Origin of the sequence: Orientia tsutsugamushi (assembly GCF_900327275.1) — a bacterium.
GTDB lineage: Bacteria > Pseudomonadota > Alphaproteobacteria > Rickettsiales > Rickettsiaceae > Orientia > Orientia tsutsugamushi.
Map to the genome: position 1 here is coordinate 1,007,829 of NZ_LS398548.1, position 24,726 is coordinate 1,032,554.

The 24,726-nt window shown below is 30.1% G+C and carries 18 protein-coding genes, 2 tRNA genes and 6 pseudogenes; 14 read left to right on the plus strand and 12 right to left on the minus strand.

The features are described 5' to 3' along the window. Window positions 1-183 precede the first annotated feature (183 nt). From DK405_RS05345 to xth, 3 genes and pseudogenes are all read left to right on the plus strand, one after another. Entirely contained in the window at window positions 184-2,775 is a 2,592-nt protein-coding gene (locus DK405_RS05345) for a hypothetical protein (RefSeq protein WP_231967643.1), read from the plus strand. Between the two features lie 291 nt (window positions 2,776-3,066). Then, window positions 3,067-3,247 (plus strand): annotated as a pseudogene (locus tag DK405_RS14035) (HD domain-containing protein); the annotation flags it as partial. Between the two features lie 161 nt (window positions 3,248-3,408). Next, window positions 3,409-4,194 (plus strand): exodeoxyribonuclease III, encoded by a 786-nt coding sequence (gene xth / locus DK405_RS05355; protein ID WP_064612656.1) that lies wholly within the window; start codon window positions 3,409-3,411, stop codon window positions 4,192-4,194. A 41-nt stretch (window positions 4,195-4,235) separates the two neighbouring features. Here the strand turns inward: xth and DK405_RS05360 are convergent, their stop codons facing one another. Next, window positions 4,236-4,691: a conjugal transfer protein TraD gene (locus DK405_RS05360; protein ID WP_064612655.1), complete on the minus strand. Its 456-nt coding sequence runs from the start codon at window positions 4,689-4,691 to the stop codon at window positions 4,236-4,238. A gap of 295 nt (window positions 4,692-4,986) precedes the next feature. On the opposite strand from DK405_RS05360, the gene DK405_RS05365 reads away from it, so the two are divergent. Then, window positions 4,987-6,048 (plus strand): MobA/MobL family protein, encoded by a 1,062-nt coding sequence (locus DK405_RS05365; RefSeq protein WP_064612653.1) that lies wholly within the window; start codon window positions 4,987-4,989, stop codon window positions 6,046-6,048. Here the strand turns inward: DK405_RS05365 and DK405_RS15415 are convergent. The 4 genes and pseudogenes from DK405_RS15415 to DK405_RS05385 form a co-directional block, all read right to left on the minus strand. Then, window positions 6,041-6,806: pseudogene (locus tag DK405_RS15415) on the minus strand (conjugal transfer protein TraI); the annotation flags it as partial. The gene DK405_RS05365 and the pseudogene DK405_RS15415 sit on opposite strands and share 8 nt — an antisense overlap. Further along, window positions 6,781-7,251, minus strand: coding sequence for a hypothetical protein (locus tag DK405_RS05375; protein ID WP_064612651.1), 471 nt, complete (start codon window positions 7,249-7,251; stop codon window positions 6,781-6,783). The pseudogene DK405_RS15415 and the gene DK405_RS05375, both read right to left, overlap by 26 nt. A gap of 268 nt (window positions 7,252-7,519) precedes the next feature. Then, window positions 7,520-8,217 (minus strand): annotated as a pseudogene (locus DK405_RS05380) (conjugal transfer protein TraA); the annotation flags it as partial. Between the two features lie 358 nt (window positions 8,218-8,575). Continuing rightward, window positions 8,576-10,456 carry an AAA family ATPase gene (locus tag DK405_RS05385; RefSeq protein WP_231967645.1) on the minus strand — a complete coding sequence of 627 codons (1,881 nt, stop codon included), beginning with the start codon at window positions 10,454-10,456 and terminating at the stop codon, window positions 8,576-8,578. Between the two features lie 508 nt (window positions 10,457-10,964). On the opposite strand from DK405_RS05385, the pseudogene DK405_RS16125 reads away from it, so the two are divergent. Beyond that, window positions 10,965-11,137 (plus strand): annotated as a pseudogene (locus DK405_RS16125) (IS982 family transposase); the annotation flags it as partial. A 152-nt stretch (window positions 11,138-11,289) separates the two neighbouring features. Here DK405_RS16125 and DK405_RS05395 read toward each other — a convergent pair. Next, window positions 11,290-11,796 carry a signal peptidase II gene (locus tag DK405_RS05395; RefSeq protein WP_052691742.1) on the minus strand — a complete coding sequence of 169 codons (507 nt, stop codon included), beginning with the start codon at window positions 11,794-11,796 and terminating at the stop codon, window positions 11,290-11,292. Window positions 11,797-11,950: 154 nt separating this feature from the next. Between DK405_RS05395 and DK405_RS05400 the strand changes: the two genes are divergently transcribed. Together DK405_RS05400 and DK405_RS05405 are read left to right on the plus strand one after the other, a co-directional pair. Then, a tRNA-Leu gene (locus tag DK405_RS05400) sits at window positions 11,951-12,036 on the plus strand. A 93-nt stretch (window positions 12,037-12,129) separates the two neighbouring features. Further along, window positions 12,130-12,885 carry an outer membrane protein assembly factor BamD gene (locus tag DK405_RS05405; protein WP_245406877.1) on the plus strand — a complete coding sequence of 252 codons (756 nt, stop codon included), beginning with the start codon at window positions 12,130-12,132 and terminating at the stop codon, window positions 12,883-12,885. A 558-nt stretch (window positions 12,886-13,443) separates the two neighbouring features. On the opposite strand, the pseudogene DK405_RS05415 reads toward DK405_RS05405, so the two are convergent. Both DK405_RS05415 and DK405_RS14050 read right to left on the minus strand, forming a co-directional pair. Next, window positions 13,444-13,638: pseudogene (locus DK405_RS05415) on the minus strand (transposase); the annotation flags it as partial. Between the two features lie 447 nt (window positions 13,639-14,085). Then, complete coding sequence (locus DK405_RS14050) at window positions 14,086-14,277, minus strand: transposase (protein ID WP_080946445.1); 192 nt, start codon at window positions 14,275-14,277, stop codon at window positions 14,086-14,088. A 402-nt stretch (window positions 14,278-14,679) separates the two neighbouring features. Between DK405_RS14050 and DK405_RS05430 the strand changes: the two are divergent. Continuing rightward, a pseudogene (locus tag DK405_RS05430) lies at window positions 14,680-14,928 on the plus strand (transposase); the annotation flags it as partial. 445 nt (window positions 14,929-15,373) lie between these two features. Here DK405_RS05430 and DK405_RS05435 read toward each other — a convergent pair. From DK405_RS05435 to ftsA, 3 genes are read right to left on the minus strand one after another with little or no spacing between them, the layout of a single operon-like run. Further along, the gene (locus DK405_RS05435) at window positions 15,374-17,125 is read right to left on the minus strand and encodes a glycosyltransferase family 2 protein (RefSeq protein WP_045912442.1); all 1,752 of its coding nucleotides are present in this window, start codon (window positions 17,123-17,125) and stop codon (window positions 15,374-15,376) included. Then, on the minus strand, window positions 17,110-18,420 hold the full coding sequence (locus tag DK405_RS05440; protein ID WP_045912441.1) for a hypothetical protein: 1,311 nt from the start codon (window positions 18,418-18,420) through the stop codon (window positions 17,110-17,112). Before DK405_RS05440 ends, DK405_RS05435 begins: the two co-directional genes overlap by 16 nt. Further along, complete coding sequence (gene ftsA / locus DK405_RS05445) at window positions 18,399-19,646, minus strand: cell division protein FtsA (protein WP_045912440.1); 1,248 nt, start codon at window positions 19,644-19,646, stop codon at window positions 18,399-18,401. Before ftsA ends, DK405_RS05440 begins: the two co-directional genes overlap by 22 nt. Window positions 19,647-19,820: 174 nt before the next feature. Here ftsA and DK405_RS05450 point away from each other — a divergent pair. Then, window positions 19,821-19,911 (plus strand) — tRNA-Ser (locus DK405_RS05450). A 28-nt stretch (window positions 19,912-19,939) separates the two neighbouring features. Here the strand turns inward: DK405_RS05450 and DK405_RS05455 are convergent. Beyond that, entirely contained in the window at window positions 19,940-20,641 is a 702-nt protein-coding gene (locus DK405_RS05455) for an alpha/beta hydrolase (protein ID WP_045912439.1), read from the minus strand. A 204-nt stretch (window positions 20,642-20,845) separates the two neighbouring features. Here DK405_RS05455 and DK405_RS05460 point away from each other — a divergent pair, with 204 nt between their 5' ends. The 5 genes from DK405_RS05460 to DK405_RS05480 are packed head-to-tail and all read left to right on the plus strand — an operon-like array spanning window position 20,846 to window position 24,725. Further along, window positions 20,846-21,292, plus strand: a complete 447-nt coding sequence (locus tag DK405_RS05460; protein ID WP_045912438.1) for an Rrf2 family transcriptional regulator — start codon at window positions 20,846-20,848, stop codon at window positions 21,290-21,292. 11 nt (window positions 21,293-21,303) lie between these two features. Next, window positions 21,304-22,590, plus strand: coding sequence for a cysteine desulfurase family protein (locus DK405_RS05465; RefSeq protein ID WP_052691678.1), 1,287 nt, complete (start codon window positions 21,304-21,306; stop codon window positions 22,588-22,590). A gap of 14 nt (window positions 22,591-22,604) precedes the next feature. After that, complete coding sequence (locus tag DK405_RS05470) at window positions 22,605-23,876, plus strand: IscS subfamily cysteine desulfurase (protein ID WP_045912437.1); 1,272 nt, start codon at window positions 22,605-22,607, stop codon at window positions 23,874-23,876. Between the two features lie 39 nt (window positions 23,877-23,915). Continuing rightward, window positions 23,916-24,341, plus strand: a complete 426-nt coding sequence (gene iscU, locus DK405_RS05475; RefSeq protein WP_045912436.1) for a Fe-S cluster assembly scaffold IscU — start codon at window positions 23,916-23,918, stop codon at window positions 24,339-24,341. A gap of 9 nt (window positions 24,342-24,350) precedes the next feature. Continuing rightward, window positions 24,351-24,725 (plus strand): HesB/IscA family protein, encoded by a 375-nt coding sequence (locus DK405_RS05480; RefSeq protein ID WP_045912435.1) that lies wholly within the window; start codon window positions 24,351-24,353, stop codon window positions 24,723-24,725. The last annotated feature ends 1 nt before the right edge of the window (window position 24,726 follow it).

The window sequence follows — 24,726 nt, forward strand, 5'->3', positions numbered from 1 at the left end:
TCCAAAGAGATCTATTGTACATTATCTGTTTTTAACTTTTTCTTATCCTAATCCTGCGTTACAAGTATAATTCTTATTCTTGTTATCATCTAGCATATCACTTTATATCAAACGCTAGTTTATATAAATAACTTCACATAAAAACTTAAGATATTTTAATAGATATTTTAAATTAATTTAATTTTGTTAGTTTTTTTGTTTGATTTTGAATCAAGTAATGCTATATTTGCATTACTTGATTATTTAGAAAATGAGTATATAGAGGAGGAGGTTTTATTTAATGAATCAATAAAAGGAATTTATATGCGATATGGTGAACAAGATAATTTATATACTTTCAACCAATACCTTAATAACAAAGATAACTTAGGAACAAAATCATTAGAGTCTCATCTGCGGTCTAAGGAATTTTTAAGTAAAATTTTTCAGTACAGTGAAAGATGTATTTACTCAAATGAAGATTTTGATAAATTCATTTCTAAGCTAGACTTAGATAACTTAGAAAAACTACTACAACCAGCTAGAATAATACAAGTTCCCAATATCACAAGTATGATATGCAGTAGTGGACATTGTAGTAAAATCAATCTAGATCTATTAGCAGACACATTAAATGTATTAACTTCAAATATTAATACATTAGAAGTCTTATATAACTTAAATATACCTTTTTCTACTTTTTTCGCTAAGTTACATCATACAACATATAAGGCACCAGATTGTTTGAAAATGATATTTGAATTTTTTGAGCTAAAGCTGGAAAAGCTGCCAAAACCCACATATGCAGAAATATGTAAAATAAAAGAATATTTTTTGAGCTTTTGTAAAAAATTTTCACAAAAATTTCAAAGGATAACAAACAGTAACATAGTAAAGGTTAAAGAGTTTTTTAAAGAAGAAGAATATCATAATAGTCAAGAGATAGATGATGTTGACAATAATATTATAAATCAGACAATTATAAAACAAAACCTCTTTAACCTATACATTAGTAATAAAGATAACTTAGGCACAAAATTATTAGAAAATCGTCTAAGTGTTAAGATATTTTTAAGTGAAATTTTTCAACAAGCTTGGGCAGGTACTTACTCAAATAAAGATTTTGATGAATTCATTTCTAAGCTAGACTTAGATAACTTAGAAAAACTACTATATCCAGCTAGAATAATAGAAGCTTGTAGAATCACAAGTATGTTAATCAACTGTAATAGATTTAATATACGTGTATTAGAGAAAACATTAAAAGAATTTACTTTAAATATTAATACATTAGAAGTTTTATACACACTAAATATACCTTTTTCTACTATTTCCAGTAAGTTACATGGTGTAGGATCTAAGGCACCAGATTTTTTATATAAAATATTTAAGATTTTTGATATAATGATAAAAGTGCATAAAAATGCCGAAGAGCGTTTAATATCTTTCAACGCATTAGAACTGACATTAGCTAGTGTGAAAGATAAGTGTCAAAAAGATCGTGAAAACATCATAAATAGGCTGCTAGAAAAATATAGCAATAGTCAAGAGCCAAATAACTTAACAATCAATAATCATCAATCTCAGATAATAGACAAACACAGAGAAGATGACATTGAAAACAGTAGTAATGAAATAAATACGCATAGTGATAGTCAAGAATTAGCGGCTAATATATCAAATTCTGAGCTAACAACTGATAAAATATTCAATAAAATACTAGGTATAGATGATGGTAATAATATTAAAGAAATAGTACTGAAATTAAACAATTACATTGCCAATCAGTCTAAAAATCAATCACAGACAACAAATAAGTATCTAGAAAATGATAGAGAAGATATACTATATCAATCTATGAAAGCTATTGATGGTAGTACTTCAAGTAGTTCGAACAGTATATGTATTACTTCGTATCAGATTATGCCATCGGTAGAAGAAGTAGCGCAGCAACCTATGCAAGATGATATTCAGAACAGTAGTAATGAAATAAATACGCATAGTGATAGTCAAGAATTAACGTCTAACATGTCAAATTCTGAGCTAACAACTGATGAAATATTCAATAGAATGCTAGATATAGATGATGATGATAATATTAAAGAAATAGTACTGAAATTAAACAATTACATTGCCAATCAGTCTAAAAATCAATCACAGACAACAAATAAGTATCTAGAAAATGATATGAAAGCTATTGATGGTAGTACTTCAAGTAGTTCGAACAGTATATGTATTACTTCGTATCAGATTATGCCATCGGTAGAAGAAGTAGCGCAGCAACCTATGCAAGATGATATTCAGAACAGTAGTAATGAAATAAATACGCATAGTGATAGTCAAGAATTAACGTCTAACATGTCAAATTCTGAGCTAACAACTGATGAAATATTCAATAGAATGCTAGATATAGATGATGATGATAATATTAAAGAAATAGTACTGAAATTAAACAATTACATTGCCAATCAATCTGAAAATCAATCTCAACCAATAGAAAGCTATCAAGAAAATAATATTGAAAATCTGCAAATAATAAGAGAGACGCATACTGAAGAAGTTATGCAATCAGTAGAAAAGCGAAAGTCATGTTATAATGAGCATGAAGATCTTTGCACTCGTAAACGTCAGTGTAACAACCCTAAGTTAAATAGCAATCATGGCACAGAAGTAGCACTAAATGAACAAGATAGCATTAATGTAGATTGTGCTACCTCTGTCACTAGTTATCTAGTAGGAGAATCGATTTGCATCCTTAGTGATACTGAAGGATTCATCATTACTGGTACAGCATGAGATTCAGCTTACATTTTGGAATAAGTATTACAAAAGATATCAGATTAAGTAAAAATTAATAATAACTCCAGTTTAGGACAATAAAAAGAGATGGAAAGTATCAAGCAAATGCTATACAAGAGATAATATACAGTTAGAATTGTATATTATCTCGTATATAGTTTCAATTAATAACGGTTTATTTATTGCTTATAATGCAAATTTAGGATAAATAAAGCATGAAAGCCATAATGCAGAAGCCTATAAACGCCAGAACATTTTAAGAATGTGATTGCTTTTGAACACAAATTACTATTACTAATTAAACTCTTCGATAGATTTGATAATATTAAAACTATATTCATAAAGCCACTCAAAAGAAAGCAGGAAATCATATTAGAAACTCAACAAGAATTTATACCTCTTGCTAAGTACCTTAATCTACCAAAAATTGTCATAGAGCTAAATAAACTGTAAGCTTTATGCTAGTTAATGTGCGTGTTTCAAAGCATATATTCTAATATTAAGATAGAGTTATATAAACTATATGATATCAAAAATAGTAATTGTTGTAACGTCTTCTTGGTATTAACATAAAAATACAAAAGTATGAAACAGAAAAATATAGCACAATAGAAAAAATTAACTTTTTAAATGAAAATAATTACTTGGAACATTAACTCTATTAGGATACGTATACCTCTTTTACAAAAATTAGTTCATCTATATAATCCAGATATTATTGCTTTACAAGAGACGAAAGTAGAAGAAAAGCTGTTTCCAGTAACAGAATGCATAAATTTAGGATATAAATATATTACTTATAGTGGACAAAAATCTTATAATGGAGTAGCAATCTTATCAAGAATTTCATTTGAATCTACGTTTGTAATAAATCTATATAATGATGAAAAAAGGCATATTGCTATTAACATAGGAGAGTTAAGCATCCATAATTTTTATGTGCCTGCAGGAGGAGATATTCCAGATGCAAATGTAAATATAAAGTTTAAGCATAAATTATGCTATGTTGATTTTATGAATGCTTGGTTTTTGAATAATAAGTCTAAAAAAGATAAGATTATACTGCTTGGAGACCTTAATATTGCGCCATTAGAAAGTGATGTATGGTCAAGTTATCAATTACGCAATGTTGTGTCTCATACAGATATTGAACGAAAAAAATTAATGCATAATATTACTAGTTTTGATTGGATTGATGCAGTGCGCTTTTTTTCAGGTAAACACGAAAAATTGTATTCCTGGTGGAGCTATCGAAATGTTGATTGGAGCAAATCCGATCGCGGTCGCAGGCTAGATCATATATGGATTAGTCACCCTTTAGAATACAAAATTAAATCTTGTATAATCATAAAAGATGCCAGGGGATGGGATATGCCGTCTGATCATGTTCCAGTTATGCTAGAAATAGAGACTTAAATGCTATATCAACCTACTGCAGTATACTAAGTATTTAAAAACTAAGACACAAGCTCAAGTTTATACTGAACATTTAGGAGGACATTCTTTAAGGCCTCAATGTCCTTAACATGACCGCACCATTCTTGACGAAAACTGTTCCATTTTAAGCCATGAAGGCGAATGTGGCGCTTAGTGTTTTCGTCTGGTTCAGAGGTGAATTTTAAAATCACGGCAGCTTTATTTTGCTGTTCTTTATCAAAAATATCTTTACCTATTGTAGTCCAATGATCCTGAACATTTGGATGTTGTGTTAAAGTTTCTTTTAGTGAAACAATTGCACCAAATAAAGTATTTGTTGGTAAGTGATCAAGATTAGCTTTAGCAACTAATCCACCCATTTCGATAAGACGTCGAGTACGCATTTTACGTTCTTTAATTTTAAGGTTAACCTCATCCATGATTAGCTTAGCCTTTTTTTGCTGAAGAGTAATTTTTTGCTGCATAAGATTTGCCATGTTAGTAATTCAGAAAGATAAAAAAATCAGGCAAGAATATATCAAAATAAAATCCCAGTAAAGAAAAAAACCGTGCCTACCAAACCAACATCAAATAATTATAGTCAAAAAAACGTGAATTCAGGTTAGAAGCTTCATTGAAAAATAAGCTTACTACGCAATATGTAAACTTGAAAGTTTACTGCTAAAAAATGAGTACTCATTAACCGATTGAATGTTAAAAAAAAAGAAGTTTATGCTAGCAAAATCAAAAAAACCATGCTAACTTAAAACTCAGGTGAGAATTGGTATTGAGATGGCTATACAGTTTACAAGGGTTGAATTTTTAAGTAGAAGTAAAGGAGGTGATAGTTGTCGTAAGGCAGCGTATAATGCAAGAACTATTGTTAAAAACGAGAATACAGGTATAAAGTATAACTTCTCTCGTAAGAAAGATAACGTATATCATACAGTGCTGATACCGGATTATGTAAAACAAGAATTCAAGAATATTCAAACATTAATGAATGAGGTAGAACGAACCGCAAAAAACAGAAACAGCCAGTTGTTGAAGGATATAGTAATAGCATTGCCAGACGAGAAGGAGCTAAATTTAGAGCATAGAATAGAACTAACTCATCAAATAGTTGATGAAATGGAATGGGTGCAAAAAAGTCTTGGAGTACAGATAGATATTCATAAGTCTCAGACAGAAGAAAACTGGCATGTACATATATTGCTTACTATGAGAAGATTTAGAGAAGATGGAACTGGTTTAGGAGATATAGCAGTAGATTTAAACCCAAAAATCATAACATTTAATGGCAAAAAGGTTGTTATTAAAGATTCCAAGATGATTCATGAAATAGCAAAAGAAGAAACTAATGCATATTTCGCTGAATTAGGCTTACCATATAGAGTTGACAAGACAAGCGAAGTACCTGGAAAGCATATTGGACCTCGTAGAATTAGGAATTTAATTAATGAAGTAGTAAATGAAAATGAGTTACGTAAAGAGGCTCATTTGAAGATTATTAATGATGCTGACGTAATAACAGATTCTATAACACATTACAAATCTATTTTTACTAAGCAGGATGTTGAAAAAGCAGTAAAAGACATACCAGATCTAACAGCAAGAGAACAGTTAGTTCAGCAAGTGCTTAGTTCAAATAGAATACTAGAATTATATCATGATGATGGTGAAAGTAGCAAATATTTTACGACAATTGAGGTTCGAAATGAGGAGACAAGAATAATCAGAATAGCTAATAAAATCAATGATCAGGTTTATTACAACAACATTTACAATCTTAAAAGTGATATCGAAGGTCTAGCAAATGTTAGTGAGGAACAGAAACAAGCTCTAATACTCTAGCTTGTTGAAAGGTTAACGCTGTTTCAATATCCTTTGTAATGATTGTTACAGGTAAGTATTTTGAATTTTGTTGAGCAATTTCAGCAAATGATCCACTAATTGTACCAACAGATTTTTTTGGAATATCAGCTTTATTACATGTTTTTGAATTCAGAGCTAATATCTTAGCTCCAGTAATTTCACCTGTTTCATTTTTAACAAAAATAGTGAGTGCAGGCCAGAATTTTTGAGTTTCTTTATCAAAAACCATATTTGCCCTTAAATTGGGATTATTAAAGATTTTTGAACTATAAATTTCTGTATGGTTTAAAAATTTGTTCACGACTATCGCTTCCAGTTTAGCTTCCTCTTCTTGTTTAAAATAGTATAGAGATGACGACTTATTATACAAATTCTTTAACATTCGTAATATCATTTTGTTTATTATTTTCTGTTTGAGTAAGTTTGGTTGTTTCAACTGCTTTAGTCAGTTTAGTAATTTCAGGTTCTATAATGTCTCTAATTGACTGAGCACAACAAGTTTGCAGTAGATTATTAAAATCACCATTTTCTTGTGGTTTGACTATACAAGTTATCGCTTCCTTCATTTCTAATATTTTTACAGCTTTAATTACAGTATTATTAGTTAGAGAAATTTTACCATCATTATCTGCTGCAATGATGATTTTTTCACCTGGAAATGGTGAATAATTTTTAAAATTCATAACTCCTGCACTAGCAATGATATTGCCTTTAATTCCTGATTGCTGTAAGCTCAATACTGTTTTGTATTTGTAAATCCTTATCGTTTGTTTGAAATACAATTCGGTCTCCAGCCATGTAGTTAGCATATTTTTTTGATTCGGCTCCTGAAATTAAAATGCTGTATTCTGGACCTTTTAGATCACCATTTTCCTTCATGTAGTTTCTGATGTTTTGATTAATATTTTCAGCTTCCTTATGGCCAGCAATTATCAAACGATCCTGCGGCTCAAATTTACTATTTTTCCAATCATTGATTAATTGGTTTATTGATTCTTTCAGAGTGTTATCAGCTCTCAAGCTATTATTATCACTAAGTAGCACTATGCCATCAGCGATATCACCATTTATCAACTTTACAGCCACGTTGTGGTTCCAGCTGTTAGCATTAGAATTTTCTATATCTGTTTTTGAATTATCAATGTTATTGAAATTATTTGAATCATTGATTTTGTCAGTCATATAAAACCTCACCTTCGCGTCACTAAATTGTTTTGCGGTATAAATATTTGCTATTTTTACCGTTTGAATTATAATTTTATTGCTAAGTGATTGTTGAGATAGTTTTCGTGTAGGATTCAAATTCTGCAAGAGTTACATAACTTTCAGTATTCTCTTAGCAGATAGGTATAATGCGAATTACAAAAGTCGATCTCAACTATCATGTATAGCTCATTTTGTAATTCGCCCTGTGAATGAATAGCTTACATTCAATTTCAAATCTTCAGCACTACCGTCTAACTCCAATTTTTGGAGCTGTATCAGCTTTTACAATTTGTTCAGACTCTGTTTTTACGTTCTGGGTATTAATTAATTTCATGATTTCAGGTATCATAAGCTCCTTAACAGCTATTGCTCCTTTATTTTTTAGCATTTCGTTAAAATCTTCACCTTCTGAAGGAACTACGATACTAGTAATTGCTCCTTTGCTTTTCAGTACTTTTGCAGCCTCGTTTATAGTGCTTACATATTCTTTATTCTGTTTATCATTTCTCCTTGAAATGGTTGATAGTACTTCAAATTATTTACATTTGAGCTATATACCATTCTGCTATCAATGCCAGCCTCCTGAAAACTTGATATTGCTTTTCCTTCTGCAGACAAAATGGTTACATCATAATCATACTGTCTTTGTTCTTTGATGTGCATAAATAATGGAGTAGAAATATCTTTGGTGGTGCATTGCTTTATGCTATTCTTTTGCTCGACTTTTTCTACTTTAGCTTCTTCCTCTGGTTTAGCGGTAAAATGATAATATTCTTCATTCACATGAGATCTATCATTGATATCATTGATTATAGACTTAAACCAGTTTTCAATTTTACTAAAAACAGTTGTCTTTGTCCGTTCTTTCTCCAAATCATGAGCAGTTTTCAGAGTTATGCTAGCTGATTTCTCATTTGGTCTGCTGAGCTGTTTTATTAACGTCAGATTAGGATAAGAGAAGGTATGAAAAGCATAATACAAAAGGCTTGCAAGAGATAATATGCAATTATGATTATGCGAGATATTAAATATAGTTTTAATTAATAACGGTTTATTTATTGCTCACATACCTGCAAGCGCAATTTTAGAATAAGAAACAGTCAGAAAGAGATAATATACAAGTGTTACAATGGTCAATGTTCAGGTTATTAAGTATAGTATTATGAACTAATTCTTGTAGAAATATGAGCAATAAATAAACCGTTATTAATTAAAACTATATTTAATATCTCGCATAATCATAATTGCATATTATCTCTTGTAGACCTTTTTCATTATGCTTTTCATACTTTTTCTTATCCTAATCTGACGTTATTAAGCTGTTAATGCTTTTAGTTGCTTCCTTATTGCAATATAACTTTAAGTTCTCTATATGCCTTGTCATAGCTACGTATGAGCTGCTTATATTACTTACTCCATTATGCAAAACATATACATCTTTTATAGAAGCTCCCTGGACCTTATAAACAGTACTTGCATAGCCATGTTTAAATTGTATTTTACTAGGATCAAAACTCACCTTTTTTCCTGCATCTGTCTTAGCTACAAATTCATTTTTATTAACAGAAGTTAAAGTTGCAAATTCACTATTTTGTATTTGTAAATCCTTATTGCTTTTTTGAAATACGATTCTATCTCCTACCATATAGGACTCTTTTTTTCCAGCTATTGATGAACACCTATATTCTTTGCCTTTTAGCGTACCATTTGCTTTTAACAAAGACCTAATACTTGAATTAAGAATGTCGACATCTTTATTACGTACTGTAATTACCAGTTTTTCATGTGGTTTAAATTTGCTTAGACTCCAGTTGTATATTAACTTACTCATTGAGTCCTGCAACGTATTATCAAACCTAACGCAGTTATTTTGCCTCAGTAAGGTTATACCGCTTAAAATATTACTCTCAGCAAACTCCATTGCTGCTTCTCTGCTCCAGTTTTTACTTTGTCTTCGAATATTTACTAAAACATGTGAACCAAAAATATTACTCAGCATCTCAAACATTCCGCCTCTTTCTATTGAAGCTAGCTGTTTTTCATCTCCAGCGAGTATCAGTTGACAATTATTGTTTCTAACTACTCTAAACAGCTCTGCATAAGCTTTAGTACCTACCATTCCAGCTTCATCTACTACTATTAAGCTGTCTTGCATAAAAATTTTTTTTCGATTATACAAAAATCCTTTTACTGTATAGACATCAGTATAACCTTTGCTCTTCAGCTCTGATACTGCCTTATGAGTGGGGGCAAGACCAATAACTTTTTGTCCACGATTTGTTGCGAGCTTATGCGCTTTTATTAAAACATAAGATTTTCCTGTACCAGCTCTTCCTCTCAAGACTCTAACTCCACTAGTGCTAAGCAAAATATGCCTTAGCGCTTGTTTCTGTTCCTCACTAACATTTGCTAGACCTTCGATATCACTTTTAAGATTGTAAATGTTGTTGTAATAAACCTGATCATTGATTTTATTAGCTATTCTGATTATTCTTGTCTCCTCATTTCGAACCTCAATTGTCGTAAAATATTTGCTACTTTCACCATCATCATGATATAATTCTAGTATTCTATTTGAACTAAGCACTTGCTGAACTAACTGTTCTCTTGCTGTTAGATCTGGTATGTCTTTTACTGCTTTTTCAACATCCTGCTTAGTAAAAATAGATTTGTAATGTGTTATAGAATCCGTTATTACGTCAGCATCATTAATAATCTTCAAATGAGCCTCTTTACGTAACTCATTTTCATTTACTACTTCATTAATTAAATTCCTAATACGCCCAATATGCTTTCCCGGCACTTTACTGGTATCCTTAACTCTATATGGTAAGCCTAATTTAGCGAAAAATGCATTAATTATTTCTTTTACTCTTTCATGAATCATCTCGGGATCTTTAATAACAACCTTTTGGCCATTACTTAATGTTATGATTTTTGGGTTTAAATCTACTGCTATATCTCCTAAACCAGTTCCATCTTCTCTAAATCTTCTCATAGTAAGCAATATACGTACATGCCAGTTTTTATCTCCTCTATGAGGCTTATGAATGTCTATCTGTACTCCAAGACCATTTTGCACCCATTCCATTGCATCAACTATTTCATGTATAATCTTTATTCTATCTTCCAAATTTAACTCCTTATCATCTGGCAACGCTATTACGATATCCTTCAACAACTGGCTGTCTCATCTTTTTGCGGTTCGTTCCACCTCGTTCATTAATATTTGAAACGCTAATTTAGGATAAGAAAAAATATGAAAGGTAGTGAGTAAAAGGTATACAAGAGATAATATATAATTATGAGGTAATGTATAATTATATATTATCTGTAGTTTCAATTAATAACTGTTTATTTATTGCTCATATTTCTACAAATATTCTTTCATAATACTATACTTAATAACCTGAACATTCACCATTATAACACTTGTATATTACATATTTCTAATTGTTTCTTATACTAAAATTGCATTTACAGACATGTGAACAATAAATAAACTGTTATTAATTGAAACTATATTTAAAGATATTACATAATATCTCTTGTAAACCTTTTGTATTATACCTTTCATACTTTTTCTTATCCTAATCTGGCGTTTATATACTTTTCGAAAAGCATATCTAGGTCATAGTAATAGCCAAACTACTATAAAGCAGTTATAATAGCTTGGCTATACATATTTAATAGATAATTTTTGCAAGATATATCAAGAGTGGGAAAGAAAGATACTAATAGCAAGTAGTATAACCAAAGGAACAATTAAGCTTAGCTGAGTTATTAACAGCAGTGATATATTTTTACTGCCATACAAAGATCTTAAAAATTATTATCTATTTACTTGCATCATAGATATAAAGTGATACTTTTGAGTGCAGTACGAAGAGTATATGTTTTCTTTATTCTTATCATTTTTCTGTTTTTAATATCAACCTATCACTATAACTATTATTCTAATTACTATCGCACTCTGGATAATATAATACAATAAAATGTAGTTTATCATACTTATCATTCATAATATGAATAATAAATTACTAGCAATATTGTACCAACAAAAATATATAAATCAGCTAAATTAAATATTATCAAATATATATCTATAAAATCAAAAACAGCGCCATATAGCATTCTATCTATGATATTGCTAGTACCACCAATAATTATTAGCATGTAAGCATTAAACTGCAATAATTTCTTAGATTTTGTTATCAAGTAGCAAATGCATAGTACAATTATAGTATTAACAATAAGAAAAAAATTGTTGCTAATATCATAATAATAGTTAAATATTCCAAAACTAATACCATAATTCCAAACATATGATATTTTGAAGTACTTAAAAATTGAAATTGCTATTTCTGGAGTCTTTTTTAAAAAGTTAATAAAAAATGACTTGACTAATTGATCAATAATCAATAATTGAATTCCAAAAATTAATGACCATAACTTATTTCTACTACTATTTTTAGACACTTCTAAATTACACATAATATATATAACCTGTTCTAATAACATTAATGATATTCTATAAACATAAAATTTTTATAAAACTACTTTAAATAATATGAACGTATTGTAAAATTTAGTAGTGTCATAATTTAATTACTGTTAGAACATTAAATCTTTTAATTTTTATAAATAAGTTGTATACTTCATGCAAGTATTAATTGCCTTTGTGGTGGAATGGTAGACACAACAGATTCAAAATCTGTCGCTCATAAAAGCGTGCTGGTTCAAGTCCAGTCAAGGGCACCAACTGTTTTATTATTTATTTAATATTTGTACAATAAAATAATATTAAATTTAGTAATGTATAACCTAAATACTATAATAAATAAATTACTTAATATGTTTAGATTTATTTGCACTCTTTTTGTTTTGTTATGTTTTACTAACTGCATAGTCTTTGCAAAAGAAAAAACAACAATTACTTGCCTTTCAGAAGATGATGCATACTCAAGAGCTGAGTTGCTCTTTCAGAAGAAAAAATATAATGCTGCTGCAAAGCAATTTTTTGATATTTTTGTTCAACATCTTGGCTCAAATACTGCAACAAAGGCAGAATTAATGCGAGGCTATAGTCTATACTTAGCAGGACAATACTCAGAATCATCTGAGGTGCTAGATAATTTTATTAGATTACACCCTGTGCATCAAAAAATTGCGGATGTATACTATTTAAAAGCTCTGGCAGAATACAAGCAAGCTCATAATCAACAAGATCTAGAGCAGCTTCTTCATGCAAAATTAGAGCTACAGCAAGTAATAGATAAATTTCCTAAAAGTGATTTTGCTATAAAAGCAAAAGAAAAAATAAATGTTATCTCCAAAAATTTAGCTGGTAGTCAAATTGATATCGGAAAGTTTTATTTAAATAAGAAAAATCCTATTGCAGCTTTAAATAGATTTAATACTGTAGTGGATAAGTATTCTCATACATCATATTATCCAGAAGCTATTTATAGAATTGCTCAAAGCTATGCACTGTTAGGACGCAAGCAAGAAATGAAAGAACAATTAGCTATTTTGAACAGTAAATTTCCAAACAGTACTTGGTCTAAACGAGCTAGCTCATTATTACCGCTCAATGATTGTAATGCGTAAAGCAATTCCATGTAATGCAGCATTTTTATACTAGATAGACTGGATGTTGCCATCTCTTCCATTCAAAAAGCATGTTTGAATAATTTCATAGTAGTTTTTGTTTATCATATTTTCCATATAAGACAACTTCACCAAATGTAATGTACAGATAGTTGTAACTGAATCAAGATAAGGTGAATTAATCTTACTGGTGAAAGTGCAGTTATGGAAGTAGAAGCTAGCTTTACCATATAGCAAGTCTTATGCTGCGGAAGGTAACGACAGTAGTAAAGCGTAGACAGTGAAACATTTGAGCTAAAACTAAATGGTGAACATAATAGCTCCGAAAGTATGATGTAGTGGAAGCTGATATGCTCTACTACATAGTAGGCAAAAGAAGATTGGGGGTCAAATTAGTGAAAATCCAAAAATTTTCAACCACATAGGTCGCAGGCATCAGCGAGTTTGTAAAGATTAACGAGACAACTTGAGAGATCCTTATAACTCTCACTTAATTAAGTAAGTATTCAAAGTACAAGTGTTGAAATATAAGGCTTTGAAGATAGTATAAACGTCAATTTAGGATAAGGAGTCAGGAGAAAAAGAAGAGATAAGATGGGGATTAAGTTTAGAGATAGAATAACTAGCAAGAGAAGCAATTATATGAACAAAGAAATTAAGAGGAGAACGGTGTCTAGTATGCTCTAAATGCATATGTTTTTTTAGTACATTAAAGACAGACTCAATTAAAGAACGTTTATTTAATAACCGCTTATACTGACATTATTTCCCCTTTATTATTGATTATAAGATGTTCTATAGGCAAAATTGGTCTTCTAAGGCAGATAGTATCAGTATGAAGATGTATAGTCATTTATAATGAAGTTTGAGCATAGAAAAAGCGACAATAGCATCATAAGATTTACCAACATGATATTTTATACGCAAACTTCATTGTAAATGACTATACATCTTCATACTGATACTATCTGCCTTAGAAGACCAATTTTGCCTATAGGTCATGTTATTACATATTATTTATGGCGTCTTGAAGAATAATTCTCCTTTTAATCTTAATGTTTCAATCCATCAGAAATAATAATTTTATAAAAACTTACATCTTTTTTATAAAATTATTATTTCTTTTCTTGATTCTTATCACGGTATCTATAGCTAAACTAGTATAAAATAGTTATGTTATATACTTTTCGAAAATGGTGTCTATGTCACAGTAATATTTGATTCTGCTTGATTAGCTTGAAAATATTTTTTCAATAGATTTAAATCAGGAAAATAAAAAGGTAAATAGTCTAATACATGTCCATCTTTTTCTATCGTAGTTTTTAAATGAGGACGTTTATGAAAACTTGAATTGTCTATCACAACTACAGAATGATTAGGTAATTTCGGAATTAAATCCTATTCTATTCAACAGTTTAAAATAGCAGTATTAAAATTGATACGCGGTTAGCATGGATTTATCTACTAATGCTTCTATAATATTAGTTCTCTTTGACGAATGTTCAATCATAAACGCTGTAACATCTCATGCTTGTTGCTGCATATCAGTCAGTTCTATGTGGACTATGAACAAAACTATCATTCGTAAAAACAAAACTTTTTCTTTGTTTTTATACCTTTTTATCTTATTCTAAAATTTTAATCTCTCTTCTTTTTTTGACTTCGTATGTTTTATAGCTTTTTTTATATGTAATATTTAGTCTCTTTAATGCTTTTTGTATAGCGGACTTACTTATCCCTAGTCCTTCAGCTCTTTCATACCGATATGCATTACTACATTGATTCCTATCGCACAATTTTTGTAAAGATATGAAAACATATTTATTAGATACTGAAGATAAGCGTTTATTAAATAAACGTTCATTAATTGAGTCTGTCTTTAATGTATTAAAAAAACATATGTATTTAGAGCATATTAGACATCGTGCTTCTATTAATTTCTTCGTTCATATAATCGCCTCTCTTGCAAGTTACTATATCTATCATTCCTATCTTGTCTCATCTTTCTACTTCCTTATCCTAATCTGGTGTTTTAATAGTTAATAGAAGACTTGAAAAATATCATGAATAAGGAAATATAAAATGCATGTTTAATACTATAATACATAAGCATAAAAAGTATATAATCCTTGCTCTTCATAGAGTTTGACATACTTCTTATATTAAACTCTGTTTTATATAAATTAATGATGCAATTTCTAAATTATCGCTGAAGCAATTACAATGCCAGATATTTATGCAAGCACAGTTCTTGGCTTTATGACTCTTACTATTTTGAGAGCTATTCAGAAAAAGCATAAAGCTCTTCATTAACTTTGTTATATCCTATCTTCTGAATATTCAAGCAATTGAATGCAATAATAAATACAACAAAAGCGCACATTATTATATTTATTCCTAGCAACAAATACTTAAATACATACTTGCAAATAATACTAATTCTCATAATAACTTACTTTTTTATAGTAACAAACCTTTGATTTAACTATCAATTAATATTAATGCGACTGACTCCATGTTTTGTCTTATTCCATTTAAAAGGTTTAACACATAGTTCAAAAATTGCTTTATAGCTTGCTATTACATGTAACATAGAATATAGCGGCCAAATTATAAAACATAATAAGTCTTGTAATGTCAAATTGCTCCAATGACCTTTAATCCTACACAATGCTATCCAAGACATCACATGCATATAAGCTAATGCAAAAAGCATATTATACCACAATATTGTTCCTAATGTACAGTCATTATCAATTATACCACTAATAAGCCATAGCGGAATAAATAAAAACATAAGAGGCGAGAACAATATAAAAAGGCAGATACAAATATTAGCACATAACCCCAATCTATTTCTTATATTTTTATTATAACTCATAAAAACAAAGGAAGTTTGAATAAACCCTTTAATCCATCTTGATCTTTGATGCAACCATCCTTTACAATCAATCACAGCTTCACCATAAGTATAAGAATCAATAACTGCAGTTTTAAATCCAGCAATATAAATTCTTAATCCTAAGTCAGCATCTTCAGTAACATTATAAGCATCCCAGTAACCTAAAGATTTTAGCATCTTTGCTCTACAATGATTGCTAGTTCCGCCTAAAGTTACAGGCAGCCCTAAACATGTTAATCCATACAAAAAAAAATCAAACCATAAGCAATATTCTATGCTCATTAACTTAGTTAATACATTTTCATTTTTGTTATAAAAATTAATTCTAGCTTGTATACATTGATAATCAGGTTGCAAATTTTGAAAATGATATATTACTTTTAATAATTGATCAGGTTCTGGACTGTCTTCAGCATCATAGACAGTGACATACTCTCCGACAATATAATTCATTGCATAATTTAATGCTTTAGGCTTAGTTTGAGGGAATGAGAAAGGTACTTTAATAACATGAAAATAATGAGCTAGATGCATTGTAGTCAGCTCAAGCATAGTATATACATCATCTTCCTCGACAATAATTTTTACCTCAATTCTGTTTTTAGGATAATTAAGTAACTCTATTGCTTTAACTATATCTCTAAGCTTCTCTACTTCATGATATAAAGGTACTAAAATAGTGTAAAATGGAAAAAGCTCTACACTATAATATAAACTACTTAAATGAAGTTGATATCTTAACATAGCTACTTTAAATAATAATAACTTTAAAACACCATGCGCAAAGTATAGTAAATGCATAATGAATAAAAACCCTTCTCTAGAAAACTGATGCAAAAAACTTAGTGTTAAGATAATTTTTCCAGTAAGTAAAACATAGTTAATATTTTTAGCATTGACCTTATCATTATGCAAATCAAGCAAGTATTTAGATCTTGCAACATTTAATCTTTTAAAAGAGTTATCAATCAGAGCAAAAAAATCTTTTTTGCTAATTAATTTAACTAGATAAGTTGAGAAATGTTGAGCAATTAATTTTATTTTTAAAGGATTATAATTGTTTAATACTATTATCTTATTTTGATCAATATCAGTACACAACAAATATCGTTTTTGGCAATATTCGCTTTGCCTGATGTAGTCAAGTACATTATATTTTATAAGTTGCTTAGTGTTAATCAGCTCAAGCTTGCATTCTTTTTGAATCGTATCTAATACTTCAATCTCAGTAGTTAGGCCTTTAATTAACAAGGATTCTAAGCTATCTATATCACCATCTTGAATATTACAAATGAAATTATCAATTGATATAACTAATGAATCTAATTCTTTATCCATAAACCTACTACTATTCCTTTGTTATTAGGTCCTTTATATCCTCTATAACGTTCTACAAAAATGCCAAACTGGACTGTTAATTCTAATTGATCTTTTTTGTTACTGTATACCGATCGAGCAATAGATATTTGATCATGAATTATGGTATTCTGATCCTGTTTGTTATTTTGATAAATATAATAATTTCTTTGAGCTATAATTTTGAAACTATTTTTAAATTCTGCAACGTAACAAATTCCACATTTTAATACATAATCACTCATCAGTTGACTGATAGATTCAATCGCTCCTCCAACCTCAACTAAATGTATCAGCTTTATTGAGCGTAAACGATAAATATAAGCTGCTAATAAGTAAAGTTCATTGAATTGTTTAGCTTCTTGCTCTGTGCCAAATTTAAATGCCAACATAGGCTGAATCGCTATAAGCATTCTGTTGCTTTTATATAGTTGCCATTTAGCTAATAATTTAAAATCAATAATCTTGCCAGCTATATCATTAATAAAATCTGGCATTTCTTGGTAATGAAAATTTATTCCTAAAGCTAAGCATGAAAAAATGCCGCATTCAAAAGCAATAGATATTGTGCTAGTAGGATAATATTTAGTATTATCCTCAGCTAATTTTTTTACCTCAAACTTCAGCTTATCAATTAACTGACGAATAGTTGTTAAATCTTTAACACTGGTATTTGGCATTCCTTGAATAGTATTAATAGTATTTTTTAAATCTTGCTTTAATGATTGCTTAAGCTCTTCAGACATATTCATAGGATCAATCAAAGCAGATTCTAGATTAGTTAAAGTAAGCTGTAAGTTATTAATTGCATTAAATGCTAACTGAGAAGTTGGAGTGCTATCAGCCTTTTTAATCATTAGTTCTTGCGCTTTTCTTACACCTTCCTCTCCTAAAGGACTATACATACCACCTTCAAGTAGCATCAATATTTCCCATTGCTGTAGTAGTGTAACATTGGCTCGTTGAGACTGTATCTTTTCATTAAGAGTTTCTATAATTCTATAATGTATAGATTGTACTTCACTTAAAAGAGATGAAATGCCTTTATGAAGAGCCTGATTATATTCTAATACTTCCTTTTTTTGCAATGATCGCTGCTCATACAGCATTCTACAAGATTCTGTAACTCTAGAATCTGTAGAACTATAGGTAATAAAAATGTTATACTTATTAACATCAGGTATCCAGGGAGTAGCAGTAACTGCTTGAGTATTGAAGAATATTATAAATAAAAAGAAATAAACTGTACCATGCCTTATATATTCTCCCTTAGCCATAACATTATTTGTTTAAACCACCCATGTTTTAATTTATCTGAATCGTTAGTATTCATATAAAATTTATGCTGCTTGTTAGCATAATATTGAATAACCCCTATTACAGCTGAATAAGAGCTTGGATTGCAATCTTCTGCTAGACCAGGCAACAAATTGGGAATTCCAATTCTGGTGTATTTATCAAAAATTTTACTTGCTAATTCTCTGAACCCTCGCAAGATTGCTCCACCACCAGTTAACACTATACAACGAGCGATTAAATAGTCAACTCCTATTTTATCATATTCTATTTTGACTAATTCTAATATCTCTTCAGCTCTTGGTTGAATAATTTTTGATAGCTGAGAAATAGTAATACTCGATTTGCCATTACTATAGTTAGCTTCAGGATCAAGATCTTCAAAATTAATAATATTATCTTTATTTACCATATTGACCATAGCGTAGCCATATAATACTTTTAGCTTTTCAGCTGTTTTCATGCTTAATGATAGTACTTTTGCAATATCAGAAGTAATATGCCAACCTCCGATAGCTACATTTCCGCTATATAATAACTTACCATCAAAAAACACTCCAAAAGAAGTAGTTTGAGCTCCTACGTCAATTATTATTGCGCCCAAATTTTTTTCATCTTCAGTTAAACAAGCTAATCCTGAGGCATAAATTGATAAAACAACCTCTTGTACCTCTACCTGACACTTTGCAAGGCAGTTAATAATATTAAGCAGCACATTAGAATTAGCGCTTATTAAATGTAATCTGCATCCTAACTCCTTACCATGCATGCCTATTGGATCTTGAATTGAATTGTTATTATCAAGTGAAAACTCAATAGGAAAGTAGTGTATTATTTCTTGATTCTGTATTTTGAAATTGTATAATGCCTTGGATATAAGCTTGATAATGTCCTGCTTGGTTACATATTGCGTTGCAATCTTAATTTTGCTGTAGGTATAGTAAGATTTTGTGCAAACATTTGACAGAGAGATAGTAACATGTTTTATAGTTTTTCCAAGATCTTTTTCTAAATTATATATTGCGCTAATAACACTATTTTCAGCTTTTTTAAAATCTGAAATAATGCCAGATTTAATTCCTGATGAATAGTAAAACCCTTGGCTTACTACATTAATTAAGCCATTATTTTCAACATAAGATGCCACAGCTGCAATTTTACTACTACCTATATCTATTGATACAAAATTACTAAGCTTAGTTCCCATGGGTTACTACGAAATTTTCCTAACATTTAATTATTTACTAAAGCTAATCAATATTACAGCTTACTAACCATATGATATTCAAACATAATGCTGAGTGTGCAGCAAATAACAAATTATGCAATAGTCATATAGTTTTCCTTGCCTTATTTTTAATAATCTGTTATACCAAAGTTTGGATAGATGTCCGAGTGGTTTAAGGAACCGGTCTTGAAAACCGGCGCTACAAGAAATTGTACCGTGGGTTCGAATCCCACTCTATCCGCCATATAATTCATCTTATCATGACTTTAAATTTATAGTAATAACTTATTTTGATGTTTCTTAGAGGTGCTTTTTTTACCTGTAGATAATCTATTATTTTGTTTAATATACTCATCTACTGCATTAGCTAGCTCATCTATCTTTCCTCGAAAAAAGTGATCAGCACCACTCAAAGATTTATATTCAACATCAATACTCTTTTGCCTTGATAACTTGTTAACTAATTCTAGTACAGATTCTTCTGGTACTATACTATCTTGCTCTCCCTGAACTATCAAACCAGGTATTGGGCAAGGAGATAAAAATGAAAAATCAAATTTATTAGTAGGAGGTGATACTGCAATAAAATTATTTACTTCTGGCCTTCGCATAATTAATTGCATACATATCCAAGCTCCAAATGAAAAACCTGCTACCCAGTAATCTATACTTGAAGGATTATGTAATTGCAGCCAATCTAAAGCAGTAGCTGCATCCATTAATTCACCAACTCCATTATCAAAAGCGCCTTGAGATTTGCCTATACCTCTAAAGTTAATCTTCAATGCTGAAAACCCATTTTTTACTAAAAGAGTGTGTAAGCAGATTATAACATCATGATTCATGTTACCTTGAAAAAAGTCTGGTGGTAAATGAGGGTGTAACACTAAAGCTACTGGAGCTTTTGAATCATCTGATTGAACATATTCTCCTTCAATTCTACCAGCTGGTCCATTAAAAAACACTTCAGACATAATATTTTATACTTAATAATAGTTGACTAAAATAGTAATGTATTAGATAATAAAAAATCTAATTAAGCTATACTAAAGCATATGATAAAAAATATTTCAACAGTAATAATTAGATGTTTGCTTAGTTATAGCAAATATTTTTTAGTCTAGTTTTTTTAGAGTTTTTTTCTATATACCAAAATAAAATAAGAGGTTGTAAGTCTATTGATATTAACAACTAAAAGCAAATATGCTGTTATGGGAGTGCTAGATATTGCAAGTAGAGAGTCAAGCAAACCAGCTAAATTATTTGAAATTGCCAAGCGTCAGAATATCGCACTCAATTACTTAGAGCAACTATTCAATAAACTTAAAAATAAGGGGATAGTAAAATCAGTTAAAGGCCCAAACGGAGGTTATTTATTAAGCTGCGATATAAAAAAAACAACTATTAATGATATTATTTTTGCTGTTGAAGAAAAAATTCAAATTACTAGATGTAATAATAGCAAAGGATGTTTAGCATTAAATGTTAGATGTACTGCTCATTATTTGTGGGAAGAATTAGAGTATAAAATTAAAAACTATTTTAGTGAAATCTCCTTGGATGATATAATTTCCGGGAAAGTAAAGTCACAAGCTTTAAAAGCAAGATCACTTAGGTTAAATTGAATGGCTGAGTAATGTATAACTTTATTGATCATAGCACTGCAGCAGCTATTGAAAATTCAGCTAGATATTATAATTCTACTGACAGGCCTTCTTTTTCTAGTTTCAACATAGATAACCGAGTGAAAACAAAACAAAAAAATAAAAAAGTATATTTTGATTACAACGCAACAACTCCTATACATTCAGAGTCGCTAGAAGTTATGTTAGAAGTGTTACATATGCCAGCTAACCCTTCTTCGATACACTATTTTGGACAGATAGCTAAAGGGTTTATAGAAAAAGCTAGATTGCAAATTGCTAATACATTAGATATATCATTAAGTCATAACAAATTTAATTGCATATTTGTTTCTTCAGGTACTGAAGCAAATAATTTACTGCTTACCAGCTTTAAAAAAGTCTATAAAAACGGAATAATTATTACTTGTGCAATAGAGCATCTATCAATATTAAATTGCGCTAAAAATTATAATGACACGCAAATTATAGATGTAGATGAAAGAGGTATTGTTGATCTTATACAGTTACAAAATACGCTTTATAGTAATAGAGGTTTACCTTTGTTAGTTACAATTATGTTGGTAAATAACGAAACTGGAGTTATACAGCCTCTTGAAGAGATAGTTAGAATATCTAAAGAATATCAGGCATGGGTTCATAGTGATTGCAGCCAAGCCTTTGCTAAGATTCCAGTTAATCTCACTCAGTTAAATCTTGATTTTGCTACAATTTCAAGCCACAAAATCGGAGGACCAATAGGTGCTGCGTCTCTTATAGCAAAATCTCCAAATTTTATTACAGCACAAATGGTTGGCGGAGGTCAAGAAAATGGGATTAGAGCCGGCACTGAAAATGTTGCTGCAATAGCTGGATTTGGGAAAGCTGTTGAACTTTTACCTAAAATCCTGAAAAAAAGTGATTTTACTAAAACCTTAAGACAATATCTTGAAGACAAAATTAGCAGCATAGACAATAAGATAAAAATTTTTGGCAAAAATGCTCACAGAGTTGGTAATACTAGTATGATAATGATGCCATGGGTAACGTCTCAACAACAAATTCTTTACTTTGATATTAATGGGTTTGCTGTAAGTGCTGGTTCAGCATGTTCTTCAGGTCAGCTAAAACAATCTTATGTACTTGCAGCTATGAAGATTCCAGCTCATGAAGCAGACTGTGCAATTAGAATATCTCTTGGATGGCATAACACTGAAGAAGAAATAAACCAATTTTATACATTATGGCAAAAACAATATTTGCATCATATCAAGGCTAGCAATATAAAGAAACAAGCTTAAATCAAATAAATATTATGATAAACACAGCAACAAAAACAGCAGAGTTAAGGTCAAAATTAAAAAACAATAATGTTAAGTTTCCTATTTATATGGACTATCAAGCAACTACACCTATTGACACTCGAGTAGTTACTGCAATGTTGCCATATTTAACTGATAAATTTGGCAATCCACATTCACGTAGTCATTTATTTGGTTGGGAATCAGAAGAAGCAGTGGAAGCAGCGCGTAAACATGTTGCAGACTTAATTAAATCAGATCCAGGTGAAATTATTTTTACTTCTGGAGCAACAGAGGCAAATAATTTAGCAATTAAAGGAGTAGTAGATTTTTATAGTAATGACAAAAAAAATCATATAATTACTGTAATGACTGAACATAAATGTGTTATAAATACTTGCAGGCATCTAGAACAAAAAGGTATTAAGGTTACTTACTTACATGTTAATAGTAATGGATTAATTGATATAAATAATCTTAAGAATGCAATCAGTGACAGTACTATTATGGTGTCAATTTCAACAGTTAATAATGAAATTGGTGTTATTCAACCAATCGAGGAAATAGGCCAAATTTGTCGTGAGAGAAAAGTTTTTTTTCATACAGATATTGCTCAAGCTTTTGGTAAAATACCAATTGATGTCACTAAATATAATATTGACCTTGCCAGCATTTCTGCTCATAAAATTTATGGGCCAAAAGGTATAGGTGCTCTCTATGTTAGAAAAAGGCCAAGAATACGTATTAGCCCAATTATTCATGGCGGAGGGCAAGAAAGAGGAATGCGATCAGGGACTGTACCTACTCCTTTAGTAGTGGGATTTGGAGAAGCAGCAAGAATTGCAAATATTGAAATGTTTGAAGAATATAATCGTATTCAAAAAATGTTTAGTAAGTTTGTTAACTATATATTGAACCATATACCACAAACTTATTTAAATGGAGATATTAAAAGCAGATATCCAGGCAATATTAATATCAGCTTTGCATGTGTAGAAGGAGAGTCTTTAATATTAGCACTCAAGGATCTTGCAATTTCTTCTGGATCTGCTTGCACTTCTGCTTCATTAGAGCCTTCTTATGTTTTAAAGGCAATGGGAGTTGATGAAGATTTAGCTCACACTTCCTTAAGATTTGGCCTTGGAAGATTTACTACTGAAGAAGAAGTGGATTATGCAGTATCACTGATTGTTGATCAAGTAAATCAACTTCGGAATATTAGCCCCCTTTGGGAAATGACACAAAAAGGAATAGATATAAAACAAATTAATTGGTCAGTACATTAAACAAATAGTTAACTTACAATCAATAAGAGAAAAAATATTATGAATAATGACGAAAAAACAGTTACAGGTACTCGTACAGCTGGTTATAGTTCAGAAGTTATAAAGTACTATGAAGATAGATCTAATGTTGGCTCGCTTGACGAAACAGATAAATCAGTTGGCACTGGATTAGTTGGCGCTCCTGCTTGCGGCGATGTTATGAAACTGCAAATTAAAGTAAACGATCAAGGAATAATTGAAGATGCTAAATTTAAAACTTTTGGCTGTGGATCAGCAATAGCTTCAAGCGCCTTAGCTACTGAATGGATAAAATCTCAATCTTTAAGTGATGCAGAACAAATTAAAAATAGTCAGATTGCTGAACATTTAGCATTGCTGCCAATTAAAATGCATTGCTCAATGTTAGCTGAAGATGCTATTAAGGCAGCTATTGTTGATTACAAGTCTAAGCAAAATAAAACATAAATTTTTATTATGAGTGCTATTAATTCTTCACAATTACAAATTAATGAAGCTCGTAAGCAAGTTATTACTATTTCAAGTCGAGCAGCTAAAAGAATTAAAGAATTGCTTGCTAAACGAGAGAAGCCATCTTTAGGCATTAAAGTAGGCATTAAGACAGGAGGATGCTCTGGCTATTCCTATTATATAGAATATGCTGATGTTAAGGGAGATTTTGATGAAGTTATTATAGATAAAGGGGTAACAGTGCTAGTTGATCAAAAAGCTATACTTTATTTAGTTGGAACTACAATGGATTATATTGAAGGTAAATTCAATTCAGGATTTGAGTTCAGTAATCCTAATGAAAAACATCGCTGTGGTTGTGGTAAATCTGCAAATTTTTAAT

Coding starts and splice junctions, on each gene's coding strand:
- xth (WP_064612656.1), top strand. CDS start 3,409: ATGAAAATAATTACTTGGAACATTAACTCTATTAGGATACGTATACCT.
- DK405_RS05360 (WP_064612655.1), bottom strand. CDS start 4,691: ATGGCAAATCTTATGCAGCAAAAAATTACTCTTCAGCAAAAAAAGGCT.
- DK405_RS05365 (WP_064612653.1), top strand. CDS start 4,987: ATGGCTATACAGTTTACAAGGGTTGAATTTTTAAGTAGAAGTAAAGGA.
- DK405_RS05375 (WP_064612651.1), bottom strand. CDS start 7,251: ATGACTGACAAAATCAATGATTCAAATAATTTCAATAACATTGATAAT.
- DK405_RS05395 (WP_052691742.1), bottom strand. CDS start 11,796: ATGTTATTAGAACAGGTTATATATATTATGTGTAATTTAGAAGTGTCT.
- DK405_RS05405 (WP_245406877.1), top strand. CDS start 12,130: ATGTTTAGATTTATTTGCACTCTTTTTGTTTTGTTATGTTTTACTAAC.
- DK405_RS05435 (WP_045912442.1), bottom strand. CDS start 17,125: ATGGATAAAGAATTAGATTCATTAGTTATATCAATTGATAATTTCATT.
- DK405_RS05440 (WP_045912441.1), bottom strand. CDS start 18,420: ATGGCTAAGGGAGAATATATAAGGCATGGTACAGTTTATTTCTTTTTA.
- ftsA (WP_045912440.1), bottom strand. CDS start 19,646: ATGGGAACTAAGCTTAGTAATTTTGTATCAATAGATATAGGTAGTAGT.
- DK405_RS05455 (WP_045912439.1), bottom strand. CDS start 20,641: ATGTCTGAAGTGTTTTTTAATGGACCAGCTGGTAGAATTGAAGGAGAA.
- DK405_RS05465 (WP_052691678.1), top strand. CDS start 21,304: ATGTATAACTTTATTGATCATAGCACTGCAGCAGCTATTGAAAATTCA.
- DK405_RS05470 (WP_045912437.1), top strand. CDS start 22,605: ATGATAAACACAGCAACAAAAACAGCAGAGTTAAGGTCAAAATTAAAA.
- iscU (WP_045912436.1), top strand. CDS start 23,916: ATGAATAATGACGAAAAAACAGTTACAGGTACTCGTACAGCTGGTTAT.
- DK405_RS05480 (WP_045912435.1), top strand. CDS start 24,351: ATGAGTGCTATTAATTCTTCACAATTACAAATTAATGAAGCTCGTAAG.